The 13,003-nt window shown below is 60.2% G+C and carries 9 protein-coding genes; 1 reads left to right on the forward strand and 8 read right to left on the reverse strand.

Annotated elements, in window-relative coordinates; translation table 11 throughout:
- Positions 1–76 precede the first annotated feature (76 nt).
- The 8 genes from rny to radC all read right to left on the reverse strand — a co-directional run bounded on the left by rny (position 77) and on the right by radC (position 11,555).
- A complete protein-coding gene (rny, locus tag ABIB44_RS15670) occupies positions 77–1,765 on the reverse strand; it encodes a ribonuclease Y (protein WP_354585603.1) in 1,689 nt (562 codons plus the stop codon).
- 132 nt (positions 1,766–1,897) lie between these two features.
- Complete coding sequence (locus tag ABIB44_RS15675; protein ID WP_354585604.1) at positions 1,898–2,191, reverse strand: cell division protein ZapA; 294 nt, start codon at positions 2,189–2,191, stop codon at positions 1,898–1,900.
- Between the two features lie 39 nt (positions 2,192–2,230).
- The gene (locus tag ABIB44_RS15680) at positions 2,231–2,527 is read right to left on the reverse strand and encodes a hypothetical protein (protein WP_354585605.1); all 297 of its coding nucleotides are present in this window, start codon (positions 2,525–2,527) and stop codon (positions 2,231–2,233) included.
- A 253-nt stretch (positions 2,528–2,780) separates the two neighbouring features.
- A complete protein-coding gene (locus ABIB44_RS15685; protein ID WP_354585606.1) occupies positions 2,781–5,777 on the reverse strand; it encodes a M16 family metallopeptidase in 2,997 nt (998 codons plus the stop codon).
- A gap of 235 nt (positions 5,778–6,012) precedes the next feature.
- Positions 6,013–8,448 (reverse strand): phenylalanine--tRNA ligase subunit beta, encoded by a 2,436-nt coding sequence (pheT, locus tag ABIB44_RS15690; RefSeq protein WP_354585607.1) that lies wholly within the window; start codon positions 8,446–8,448, stop codon positions 6,013–6,015.
- 270 nt (positions 8,449–8,718) lie between these two features.
- Positions 8,719–9,951: an isocitrate dehydrogenase (NADP(+)) gene (locus ABIB44_RS15695; RefSeq protein ID WP_354585609.1), complete on the reverse strand. Its 1,233-nt coding sequence runs from the start codon at positions 9,949–9,951 to the stop codon at positions 8,719–8,721.
- Positions 9,952–10,127: 176 nt separating this feature from the next.
- Positions 10,128–10,739: a DUF1684 domain-containing protein gene (locus tag ABIB44_RS15700; RefSeq protein ID WP_354585610.1), complete on the reverse strand. Its 612-nt coding sequence runs from the start codon at positions 10,737–10,739 to the stop codon at positions 10,128–10,130.
- Between the two features lie 72 nt (positions 10,740–10,811).
- Positions 10,812–11,555 carry a RadC family protein gene (gene radC / locus ABIB44_RS15705; protein ID WP_354585611.1) on the reverse strand — a complete coding sequence of 248 codons (744 nt, stop codon included), beginning with the start codon at positions 11,553–11,555 and terminating at the stop codon, positions 10,812–10,814.
- Positions 11,556–11,679: 124 nt separating this feature from the next.
- Here radC and ABIB44_RS15710 point away from each other — a divergent pair, with 124 nt between their 5' ends.
- On the forward strand, positions 11,680–12,918 hold the full coding sequence (locus ABIB44_RS15710; protein ID WP_354585612.1) for a metallophosphoesterase: 1,239 nt from the start codon (positions 11,680–11,682) through the stop codon (positions 12,916–12,918).
- Positions 12,919–13,003 lie beyond the last annotated feature (85 nt).

Here is a 13,003-nt window from a genome sequence, read left to right on the forward strand (position 1 = left end):
AAAAGCCCCCGCAACTCTCGCTGCGGGGGCTTCTTCGGTAGCATCTCAAGGCGCAAGCTAAAGCGTGCGCTACAACTTACTTGGCATAGGCCACAGCGCGCATCTCCCGGATTACGGTGATTTTAATCTGGCCGGGGTACTGCATCTCCTTCTCGATTTTTTGCGAAATCTCGAAGCTCAGTTCCGCCGCCCGTTCGTCGGTCACGTTCTCGGCGTCCACCATCACGCGCAGCTCGCGGCCGGCCTGAATGGCGAAGCACTGGTTCACGCCCTTGAAGCCGTTGGCCGTTTCTTCGAGCTGCTTCAGGCGCTTGATGTAGCTCTCCATCATCTCGCGGCGGGCACCCGGGCGCGAGCCCGAAATGGCATCGCAGGCCTGCACCAGCGGCGAAATCATGGCCGTCATCTCAATCTCGTCGTGGTGGGCACCGATGGCGTTAACCACGTCGGGATGCTCTTTCCACTTCTTGGCCATCTCCATACCCAGGATGGCGTGGGGCAACTCAGGCTCCTCGGTGCTCACCTTGCCGATGTCGTGCAACAGGCCGGCACGCTTGGCTTTCTTCACGTCGAGGCCCATCTCAGCGGCCATGGTGGCGCAGAGGTTGGCCACTTCGCGGCTGTGCTGCAGCAGGTTCTGGCCATACGACGAGCGGAAGCGCATGCGGCCCACCATCTTAATCAGCTCGGGGTGCAGGCCGTGAATGCCGAGGTCGATGATGGTTTTCTCGCCGATTTCGACGATTTCCTCCTCAATGTTCTTGCGGGTTTTAGCCACAATCTCCTCCACGCGGGCCGGGTGAATCCGGCCGTCCTTCACCAGCAGGTGCAGCGAGAGGCGCGCAATTTCGCGGCGCACCGGGTCGAAGCCCGAGATGATGATGGCCTCCGGCGTGTCGTCCACGATGATTTCAACGCCCGTGGCGGCTTCCAGCGCCCGGATGTTACGGCCCTCGCGGCCGATGATTTTGCCCTTCACGTCGTCGCTTTCAATGTTGAAAATCGACACGCAGTTCTCAATGGCGTGCTCCGAAGCGGTGCGCTGAATGGTTTCGAGCACAATCTTCTTGGCATCCTTGGTGGCGGTGAGCTTGGCTTGGGCCACGGTGTCCTTCACGAAGGAGCTGGCCTGAATCTGGGCTTCGTTCTTGAGCGATTCCACCAGCTGCTCGCGGGCTTCGGCGGCGGTCAGGTTGGCGATGGTTTCGAGCTGGCGCTGCACCGAGTGCAGCTGCTCATCGGCCTCTTTCTGTTTTTCTTCCAGTTCGGCCATCGTTTCCTCGTGGTCGAGGCGGCGCTTTTCGGCCTGGCTGTCGAGCTTGTCGCGCAGCTGCTGGGTATCGGTCTGGTTTTTCTCGCGCTGGCGCTCCAAATCCACCTCCTTCTTCTGCAGTTGCTCCAGCTGGCGCTGGGTCGTTTCGGTGAGCATTTTGATGCTCTGCTCTTGCTCCACTACGCCCTGGCGGCGCTGGGTCAGCTCGCCTTCCAACTCGGTTTTGAGGCGGCGGCTTTCCTGGTCGAATTCATTGCGCAGCGTCTTGAACTTGTTCTTCGACTGCTCCAGACGCTCATCGGCCTGCTTGATTTTCTCATCGCGAAGGCGGGTGCCTTTCTCCTCCGCATCGCGGACGATTTGCTGAGCGCGGGCCGTGGCCTCGCCCTCGTGGTCGAGCCGGGCTTTGCCGGCCAGCTGCCTGCCAATCAGGATGCCCGCCACGAGGGCGACCACCGCCGCAATCAGGCAGTACATTATTAAGGGGGTCATATAGATTATGGTTTTTGGATGGATGAAAAACCATAACTGGGTAGAACGATTTTGCCCGGGCTCGGGCGGAAGCGGCCGATTGCCGCGCCGCCCAGCCGGGCCAACGAGTGTGTGGGTGCCGCGCGAGCTGCCTTAGCTCGCGAGCACCACGCCGGATAGTAGCTCGTCGAAACGAGCCAGCCGTTCGGTTAGCGCCGCATCGGTGCCATCCTTTTCCTTGCTTACTTTCAATTGGTCGGCCATAGTGGCCAAGGCAATCATCGCCAGCAAGTCCTGTTTATCCTGAATGCCGTAGCCTTCTCGGAATTCGCGCAGCTTATCGCCCAACAGGCGACCGGCCATACGCAACCGTTCCTCATCCTGCACGTCAACGCGCATGGGATAGTCCCGGTCAGCAATTCGGATTTTGATGGCTAATTCGCTCATGGGGCGAAAGTTACGGCAGTGGGGTGAGGGTCGTTCGGTTTAGTCTCTCAAATAGGCAAGACACTTGTCCAGTTCGCGGATGTATTCGTTGAGGCGCAGTTTTAATTCGTTGGCGTGGGTGGGTTCCCCAGCTATGGTGTGTACAAGTTTAACAATATTTTCCTGGTTTTGGCGCTCCTTCAACTGTCGGTCCTTCTCGCGCAGGTCGCCGCGGAGCTGCTGCACCGTGGTGTTGGCATCGGCCAGGTCCTCGCGCAATTGCTGATAGGCAGCCACTAAGGTGGTCATCTGCCGCTCCAGGCGGTCGAGTTGCGCAAGCTGTTGGGAGGAGGCCACGGGCAGGTAAATTTTTGCGTGAAGATAGAGCGGCGGGCCGAAAGCTACGCTTTACCCGGCACTTGCTCGCGGCTTGTGCCTCAGACAGGTTTGGTTTGAGGGGGGGATGGTCGGGATAAAAAGAACGTCATGCTGAACGAAGTGAAGCAGCTCTGCCGCAGCAGTAAATCCTTTCGATTGGATTACTTACGCGGTAAAGCTGCTTCACTTCGTTCAGCATGACGTTCAACGAACCGTCAGGCACTCAAAAGGCCTAGCCTTTCTTGGTCTTGGTCTTCATTTTGCCGCCGTCTTCCATCTTTATTTTGGTCTTGTCGTCAACTACGGGCGCTGCCATCGCCGGAGCGGCCGGTGCCGCTGCTGCTACAGTCTTGCCTTCCATATCGAGCTGTACCACGGGGTAGCCCAGGGCCTGTAGCGAGGGCAATTGCTTCTCGTCGCCCACCACCACAATGTACATCTTGTCGGCGGGCAGGTACTTCTTGGCGATGGCCTGCACGTCCTCCTTCTTCAGGTTTTTCAGGATTTCGCTCTGCTGGTTCACATAAGTCGGGTCGAGGTCATACTCTACCAGGCGGGACAGGAAACCGGCTTTCTGCTGGCCGGTTTCGTACTTCAAAGCATCGCTCTGGCCCACCGAGGTTTGCATGAAGGTCAGCTCCTCATCCGAAATACCGTTCTGGTAGTTGGTGATTTCGCTCATGAACTCCTTCACCGAAGCCGCCGTGGCATCGGCGCGCACGCCGGCCTGCGCCGTGAAGGGGCCGACGTAGCGCGTGCCGGCAAAGCCCGACCGGGCCCCGTAGGTGTAGCCCTTGTTCTCGCGCAGGTTCAGATTGATGCGGGAGTTGAAGGCCCCGCCGAGCAGGAAGTTGGCCAGGCCGGCACGGTAGTACGGGCCGGTGGCGTCGTATTTCATGTCGGTGAGGTAGCCCACCCGAATTTCGGACTGCGCCGCGTCGGGTTTGTTCACGAAATAGATGGTGGTTTTGTCGGGCTGGGTGGTGGCCGGCGCGGCGGGAATCGTCAGGTTCTGGCGGGGCCAGGCTTTCAGAAAGCCCAGCTTCGAGGTTACTTCCTTGGGGTCCACGTCGCCCACGATGGTCAGGTAGCTTTCGCTGGGCGAGCCCCCGGCCTGGTACGCCTTCTTCACATCGTCGAGGGTGATGCTGCTTACGCTGGCGGCAGTACCGCTCGAAGAGATGCCCATGATGCTGGAAGTGCCATACAGGAGTCGGTTATAGGTTTTGTCGGCAATGACTACGGGCTGGGTGGTCTGGTTGGCAATGCCTTCCAGCGTTTGCTTTTTGACCCGGTCGAAATCGGCCTGGTCGAAGCGCGGATGCAGCAGGCGCTCGTCGAGCAGGGCCAGCGTGGCCGGCAGGTTCTTGGTCAGGCTTTGCACGTACACGGTCACCCGGTCGTCGCCCGGTAGCACCTGCACGGTGCTGCCCAGCTTGTCGAGCTCGGCCGAGAACTGCTCGCTGGTGTATTTGCGCGAGCCTTCGTTCAGCATCGCCACGGTGAGGGCCGAGATACCGGCTTTGCCGAGGTCGGCCTGCTCGAGGCGGCGGCCGCCGCGGATGGTGAGCAGCATGGTCACGGCCGGAATCTCGGTGTTGCGCGTGGCAATCACTTTCAGGCCGTTGGAGAACTCTTCCCGGTACAGGGCGGGCACTTTCAGCACGGGGCTGGCCCCTGCGACGGGCTGCTTGCCGCGGTCGAAGGTATCAGTGGCCTTCGTGTATTTCAGGCCGTTGTAGCCGTAGTCGGGGGCTTTGTAGCCCGATTTGTCGATGGTGTAGTTGTCGGGCTTGGCGGCGGCCACCCCGCCGGTTTTGGGCAGCACACTCAGAATCACGGCGTGCTTGCCTTTCACGTACTTGTCGTACACGCGCTGCACATCGGCCTTGGTGAGGGCGCGCAGCTGCTTCAGCTCGACGGTGAGGTAATTGGGGTTGTTGAAGTAGGTTTGGTAGGCGGCGAGCTGGCTCACCTTGCCGCTCACACTGGCCAGGCTGTTAATCACCTGCGCCTCGTTCTGGGCCTTGAAGCGCTGCACATCGTCGTCGGTTACGCCTTTTTTCTCAAACTCTTTCAGCGTGTTGCGGATGATAACCTCCGTGCTGTCGAGGGTTTTGCCGGGGAAGGGCAGGGCGATGAAATCGAGGAAGCCGCCCAGCTCCGAGTTCTGCTGGTAGGCCTGGGCCTGCACCGATTTCTGGGTTTTTACCAGGTTTTTGTAGAGCAGCGAGGTTTTGCCGCTGCCGATGATGTCGGCCAGCGCGTCGAGGGCCACGGCGTCGGGGTGGCCGTTGGGCACCGTCGGAAACACCATTTGCAGCATCGGGAAGCGCACATTGTCCTGGTAGCTCACGTAGCGGTCGGCAGTCAGCACGGGCTCGGGCAGCTTTTGCACCGGCACGCTCGGGCCGCGCTTGATGGAGCCGAAGTATTTCTCGGCCAGCTTCACCACTTCGGCGGCTTTCACGTCGCCGCCCACGGTCAGGGTAGCGTTGTTGGGGCCGTACCAGCGCAGGAAGAAGTTCTTCAGGTCCTCTACGTTCGAGCGGTCCAGGTCTTCGAGGTAGCCGATGGTGAGCCAGGAGTAGGGGTGGCCGTAGGGGTAGAGGGTTTTCGAAATGTACTCGCTGGCCAGGCCGTAGGGGCGGTTGTCGTAGTTCTGGCCGCGCTCGTTCTTCACCGTCGAGCGCTGAATCTCGAACTTCTTCTGGCTCACGGCATCGAGTAGGAAGCCCATGCGGTCGGCTTCCAGCCACAGGCCGGTTTCAAGCTGGTTGCTGGGCAGGGTCTCGTAATAGTTGGTGCGGTCCTGGTTGGTGCTGCCGTTGTTGGTGCCACCGGCCGCCGTCACCAGCTTGATGTGCTGCCCGTCGCCGACGTGGTCGGAGCCCTGGAACATCATGTGCTCGAAGAAGTGGGCAAAGCCCGACTTGCCAATCTGCTCGCGGGCCGAGCCTACGTGGTAGGTCACGTCGATGTGCACCAGCGGGTCGGAGTGGTCTTCGGCCACCACGAGCGTGAGGCCGTTGGGCAGCACGTACTTCTCGTAGGGAATCATGACCTGGCCGGGCTGCTTGGTCACTTTCTCAACCAATTTGGTGCCGCCGGGCGTGGTCATCATCGCCATTTTGGCGGCCGGGGCCTTGGCCGCAGGCTTCTTTTGCTGGGCGAGGCTGGCCGTTGTAATCAGGGCCAGGCCCAGAGTGGATAGGAAACGGAAGTTCATTTTTGGAGAAAAAGGTGAGGGAGTGAAGGATGAGCAAGGTAAATCAGGCCGCAACTTACGGCCGGGGCGGCAAACGCTGGACTACTTGCGCTACGGTCAGGTTTATCGGCTGTCGGTTGGAAGCATTACATTTTCAACCTGCCGAGAACGCAGCAGGGGGCGCAGAAGTCGCAGAACGTTCTGCGGCCTCTGCGCCCCCTGCTGCGTTTTCAGCGGGTTGAAAACATCAGAATGGCTACTTTCGAATCAGCGCGCCGGCCTGCTTCTCGAACTGCTGAATCAGCTTTTGCATCACCTGGTCGATGGCCTGCTCGCTGAGCGTTTGGCCGTAGTCCTGCAGGGTGAAGCTCACCGAGTACGACTTCTTGCCCGCCCCCAGGTTCTCGCCGGCGTACACGTCGAACACATTGATGGATTGCAGGAGCTTCTTTTCAGTGCGCTGGGCAATCTGCTGGAGCTGGTCGAAGGTCACGGTCGAGTCCACCACGAGGCTCAAGTCGCGCCGTACTTCCGGGAATTTTGAGAGCTCGCGGGCCACCAACGTGGGCTTGTATTTCTTCGAAAGGGCATCCCAGTCCAGTTCGGCGTACCACACCGGCTGGGTCACGTCCAGCCGCTTCAGCACCGAAGCCGACACGGCACCCAACTGCGCTACCGGCTGATTATGCACCAGCAGCGCGAGGCCGCCGGCCAAATACTCGTGCTGCACCGGTTGCGCGGCCGCGCCCCCAAAGCCCAAGGCCGCCAGCACCTGCTGCACCGCCCCGGCCAGGTCCTGGAACGCCGCCTTTTCCGACTTCTGCTGCCAGGTTTCGCCGGTGGCGTTGCCCGTCAGGTAAATCACCAGCTTGTTCTTTTCCTGGTACTTGCCGTTCTCGTTCTGCGCGTAGGCTTTGCCGAACTCATACAGCTTGAGGTCGCGCTGGCGGCGGTTGAGGTTGTGTCGAATAACTTCCAAACCCGAGTGGAGCAGGGTAGGCCGCATCACGTTCAACTCAACGCTGTTGTAGTTCAGAATGCGCACCAGCGCGTTGTTCGCTTCACCTTCTTTCTCGAAATATAGCGAGTTGGTGAGCGAGTTAGTCAGCATCTCCGAGAAGCCCTGGCCGCTGAGCAGCGAGGCAATTTTCACACGCGTCACCTCGGGGTCGGGGTTTGGGAAGCGCGCCAGGAAGGAGGCCGAGTTGTTGGGCCGCAGCGCCACGTTGTTGTAGCCGTAAATGCGCAGGATTTCTTCAATCACGTCAGCCTCGCGGGTCACGTCTACTTTGTGGGGCGGCACAGTTAGCGTCCAAGTGTCCTGGTCGCCGGCGTCGGAGTTTTCCTCGCTGATTTCAATGTCGAGGTCGGTCAGAATCTGGCGGATGCGCTCGGGCGCGATGTACTGGCCCACCAGCCGCTCCACGCGGGGCAGGCGCAGGCGCACGGTGGCCGGCAGCACGGGCGCAGGGTACTCGTCCACCACCGGCGCGGCGATAGTGGCACCCGCCACTTCCTGGAGCAGCAGCGCCGCCCGTTGCAGGGCCACCAGCACCATATTCGGGTCGGTGCCGCGCTCGAAGCGGAAGGAGGCATCGGTTTTCAGATTGTGCGTTTGGGAGGTGCGGCGCACGGCGGCGGGGCCGAAGTAGGCGCTTTCCAGGAACACGCGGGTAGTGCCTTCACTCACGCCCGAGGTTTTGCCACCGAACACGCCGGCCAGCGCCATCGGTGCGGCGTGCGCATCGGCAATTACTAAGTCTTCAGCTTTCAGGCTGCGTTCCACGCCATCCAGGGTCACAAATTTCTCGCCCGCTTGGGCGCGCTTCACCCGAATATGTCCGCCCGTAATCTGGTCGGCATCGAAGGCGTGCAGGGGTTGGCCCAGTTCGTGGAGCACGAAGTTGGTTACGTCCACCACGTTGTTGATGGGGCTCAGGCCGATGCTGCGCAGGCGGCGCTGCAGCCACTCGGGCGAGGGGCCAACCTGCACGTTCTCCAGCAGCAGGCCGGCGTAGCGCGGGCAGGCCTCGGTGTCCTCAATCGTCACCTTGATATTCGCGGCGGCCGACTCCGGGGCCGCAAAGCCGCTCACGTCGGGCAAATGGCAGGGCTGACGCAATAGGGCGCGCAGCTCGCGGGCTACGCCGTAGTGCGAGGCGGCATCGGCCCGGTTGGGCGTGAGGCCGATTTCGTACACTGTATCGGAGCCCAGGCCGAAGTAGTTGGCGGCGGGCGTGCCGTTGGGCAGCTCGGTGGTTAGCACCATAATGCCGGCGTGCGACTGGCCCAGGCCGATTTCGTCCTCTGCGCAAATCATGCCCTCCGAGGCCGCGCCGCGAATCTTGCTTTTCTTGATTTTGAACGGCTCGCCCTGCGCGGGATAGAGCATCGCGCCTTCGAGGGCCACCACCACGCGCTGGCCAGCGGCCACGTTGGGGGCACCGCACACAATCTGGCGCGGGGTGTCGTCGCCCACGTCCACGGTGGTCAGGCTCAGCTTGTCGGCGTCGGGGTGGGGCGCGCAGGTGAGCACGGTCCCCAGTACCACGCCGCGCAGCCCGCCGGGAATGCTTTCCAGCTCCTCGGCGCTCTCCACTTCCAGGCCCGAGCCGGTGAGCAGGGCCCCGATTTCGGCAGCAGGTTTATCGGTCGGAATGAGGGTTTTAAGCCAGTCGAGGGAGATGCGCATTTTCAGTGAACAGTTAGCAGTGAGCAGTTATCAATTGGGTTGATAAGCTGGGCAAAGGTACGGCGGGGTGAAAAGAAGGAATTGACTGATTGCGGAATTTGAGAATGGCGCACGAAAAAGCCCATCTGGCGGGCCAGATGGGCTTTTGTAGCATGTCTGTGTCATGCTGAGCTTGCGAAGCATGTTTTCACGTTGGAACGATTCGTTCAACGCTGATAAGGTCCTTCGCTCTGCTCAGGATGACAAACGTTTTAGTCAAATAATGCGAGCTTACTTGCCCAGCTTCTTTTTCAAATTCTCGTCCAGCGCTTCCAGGAACTCCTCCGTGTAGAGGTAGTCGCGGCCGTGCTCCACCTTGTTGCCGTGGATGCAGACGGCCAAATCCTTGGTCATTTTGCCGCTTTCCACGGTTTCCACGCACACGGCTTCCAGGGCGTGGCAGAAGTCGATAAGCTCCTGGTTGTTGTCGAGTTTGCCACGGAACTCCAGGCCGCGCGTCCAGGCAAAAATGCTGGCGATGGGGTTGGTGCTGGTGGGCTTGCCCTTCTGGTGGTCGCGGTAGTGGCGCGTCACGGTGCCGTGGGCGGCTTCGGCCTCCATGGTTTTGCCGTCGGGCGTAATCAGTACGGAGGTCATCAGGCCGAGCGAGCCGAAGCCCTGGGCCACGGTGTCGCTCTGCACGTCGCCGTCGTAGTTTTTGCAGGCCCACACAAAGTTGCCGTGCCATTTCAGGGCCGAGGCCACCATGTCGTCAATCAGGCGGTGCTCGTAGGTGATGCCGGCTTCCTTGAATTTAGTGGTGTAGTCCTGCTCGTAAATCTCCTGGAAGATGTCCTTGAAACGGCCATCGTACTTCTTCAGGATGGTGTTTTTGGTGCTCAGGTACAGCGGCCAGCCCTTGCTCAGGGCCTGGTTGAAGCAGGCATGGGCGAAGCCGCGGATGCTCTCGTCGGTGTTGTACATGGCCAGGGCCACGCCGTCGCCCTTGAAGTTGTAGACTTCAAATGACTGGGTTTCGCCGCCATCCTCGGGCTGGAAGGTGACGGTGAGCTTGCCCTTGCCCTTGGTCACGAAGTCGGTGGCGCGGTACTGGTCGCCGAAGGCGTGGCGGCCGATGCAAATCGGGGCCGTCCAGTTGGGTACCAGGCGGGGCACGTTGCTCATCACAATGGGCTCGCGGAACACGGTGCCGTCCAGAATATTGCGGATGGTGCCGTTGGGCGACTTCCACATTTGTTTCAGGCCAAACTCCTGCACCCGCTCCTCATCTGGCGTAATCGTGGCGCACTTAATGCCCACGCCGTACTGCCGGATGGCGTTGGCCGAGTCGATGGTGACCTGGTCGTTGGTTTCATCGCGGTACTCGATGCCGAGGTCGTAATATTTGATGTCCAGCTCCAGATAGGGCAGAATCAGCTTGTCCTTGATGAACTTCCAGATGATGCGCGTCATCTCATCGCCGTCGAGCTCGACAACCGGGTTGGCTACTTTAATTTTTGACATTACTGCAGGTGGGATTGGGGAACAGTGATTTAAGGTCCGGAGCCGGCTATTCGTCGGCTTTCGGGGGGCTAAATATAAGGGGCTGCAAAAGGCCGTAAACGCTTGCCGGGGGCGCATAGTTGCTGCCGCCGCCGCCGAAACCAGGGTTGCACCGGTACTAAGCTGCCCACAATCAATCAGTCGTGAAACGATTTCTCGCCGACGGGTATGGCAACCGGTAGTCGGTTTTCGGCGGGCGGCACCGGGCAGCTAAATGCGCTATTATAAGCGCAGAAGGGATTGTACGCGCGGTTAAAATCAAGTTGAATTTCCGTCTCGTTCAGCTTGGGAATGGGGGCGTCGAGGTAGCGGCCGCCGCCGTAGGTATCGTGGCCGTTGGTGAGGTCGGTGAAAGGGATGAACAGGGTGGAGTCGCGGCCGTTGGCTTTCAGGTAGAGATGCAGCTGCTGCGGCGCGTTGTTGATATTGAATTTGACGAGGCCCCAGTTCAGGTATTTTTCGGACTTGTTGTCGCTCATTTGCAAGAGCGTGGTGTCGGGTTTTTCGTTGCGCGAAACATCGGCGTGCGGAATAAAAGTCGGGTCGCCGGGATAGTATTTCAGGCTGTCGAATTGCGCTTTTTGCGCGGTTTCGAGGGGCGAATTTTCATCCTGGCGAAAATTCTGATTTTTATCGCGGCGAAATTTATTTAGCTGCGCTAAATAAGCGCTGGTACTGGGTTTGGAGTCGCTGAGCGAGTAGTAGATGATGCCAATTATCGCAACGGCAAGGGCTATTTTTTTAATCATGAATTATTGGTTGGCAAATCAAATTATAGAAATAGTAGCGTCATGCTGAGCTTGTCGAAGCATGACGCTCAATCACAGTATTCCCTCGTCGGCGAAGCTGTAGTATCCTGACTCAGCGAAAATAAGATGGTCAAGAATTGGTAAATCCAGAAAATTACCAGCCTCTTTTAATTTCTTGGTCAACTGAATATCGGCCGCGCTGGGGTTGCGGTTGCCGCTGGGGTGGTTATGCACCAGAATAATGCTGCTGGCCAATTGTTCGAGGGCTTCCTTAAAAATCATTTTCGGGTCGGCTACGGTGCCGGCCACGCCGCCCCGGCTGATGGCCGTTTTGCGCATCACCACGTTGGCCCGGTTCAGTAGGATAACCCAGAATTCTTCGTGCGGCAGGTCCATCAAATTCGGCCGAATCAAATTATAGATGTCGCGCGAGCAGGTGATGGTGGTGCGTGGGGCCGCATCGGCTTCCTTGCGGCGGCGGCCCAGCTCCAGCGCCGCCACCACCGTGATGGCCCGGGCCTCACCGATGCCGGGGTGGCGGCAGAGCTGTTTCACGCCTTCGCGGGCCAGGGCGTTGAGGTCGTTGCCGACGCCCTGCAGCATCAGCTTGCCCACGTCCACGGCCGTGAGCTTGGTGGTGCCCGAGCCGATGAGAATGGCCAGCAGCTCGGCATCGGAGAGGGCGGCGCGGCCCTTGGCCATGAGCTTTTCGCGGGGACGGTCGTCTTCGGCCCAGCTCTTGATACCGGAAACGGGGAGGGCGGGGTAGGCGGGTTGCAGGGTGTGAGGTTCGGGCAGAAGGTCAGGGTTTTCCATGCGGGACGACGGCGGCAGACGTAAAAAGTGCGTTAAATGTAAAGCAAAAGCCGGCCCGGTACGTTTAAGCCTCGCAGCCGCCGGCGCAACGATGCGCGGCGGCCCTCTGCGATTCTGGTTCGATATGCGAAATCCGTTGGTTTTATGGTTGGTGCTGGCCGCGATTGTGCTGGCCGAATATTATGGGTATCAAGCCGTGCGCACGGCTACGCAGCACCTGTCGCTCAATGGTCGGCGGGTGGCCGCTATTGGCTATTGGGTGGTTACAGCGGGCGTCTGGATGGCGGCGGGCTGGGCTGGCAGCACGCGCCAAACGGGCAACACCGTGCTCAAAAGCTACCTCATGAGCCTGCCGCTGCTGCTGCTGGCCGGCAAGCTGTTTATGCTGCTGCCGCTGCTATTGGAGGACCTCACGCGCCTGGGGCGCTGGGCGCTGGGCAATAGCGCCCGGCCGGCCGGCACCGAGGCCGTGGCTATCCCGCGCAGCGAGTTTCTGGCCAAGTTCACGCTGGCGCTGGGCGCTATTCCGGCCGCGGCGCTGCTGTGGGGCATGGTTAAGGGCGGCACCGACTACACTGTGCGCCGCGTCACGCTAAAATTTCCCAACCTGCCACCGGCTTTTGAGGGCTTCAAAGTGCTCCAAATTTCGGATTTGCACACTGGCAGCTTCAACTCGACCGAGCCGCTGGAGCGCGCCGTGGCCATGATAAATAAGCAGGGCGCGGATTTGATTTTGATGACCGGCGACCTGGTAAATAACCGCGCCACCGAGGTCGAGCCGCACATTCCGGCCCTGCGCGGCATCAAATCCGAGCTGCCCATTTTCTCCAGCCTCGGCAACCACGACTACGGCGACTACGTGGCCTGGGAGAGCCCCGCCGCCAAGCGCGCCAACCTGGAGCGCCTGATGCAGAACCACGCCAAAATCGGTTGGACGCTGCTCAACGACACCAGCCACACCATTGCGCGCGGCGGCGACAAAATATCGGTGCTTGGCGTGCAGAACTGGAGCTCGCACGCCAACTTTCCCAAGCACGGCAACCTGCCCCAGGCCCACGCCGCCAGCGGCGACGCGCCGTTCAAAATTCTGCTCTCGCACGACCCCTCGCACTGGGAGGCGCAGGTGCTGAATTACCCCGACATCGACCTGACCTTAAGCGGCCACACCCACGGCATGCAGTTCGGCGTGAACCTGCCGTTTCTGAAGTGGAGCCCCGTGAAATACGTGTACAAGCAGTGGGCCGGCCTGTACGAGCAGGGCCGCCAGAAACTGTATGTAAACGTCGGGCTGGGCTTTCTGGGCTACCCGGGGCGCGTGGGCTTCCTGCCCGAAATCACGGTGTTCGAGCTGCGGCGGGCGTAAAAAAAACGGGCGGTGTTATATCGCCAGGGTAACATCTTTCGGGAGGTTAGCGTAAAGCGCGGCCAAACCCCATTGGGGTTAGCTT

Origin of the sequence: Hymenobacter sp. UYCo722 (genome assembly GCF_040547115.1) — a bacterium.
In the GTDB taxonomy this organism is placed as follows: domain Bacteria; phylum Bacteroidota; class Bacteroidia; order Cytophagales; family Hymenobacteraceae; genus Hymenobacter.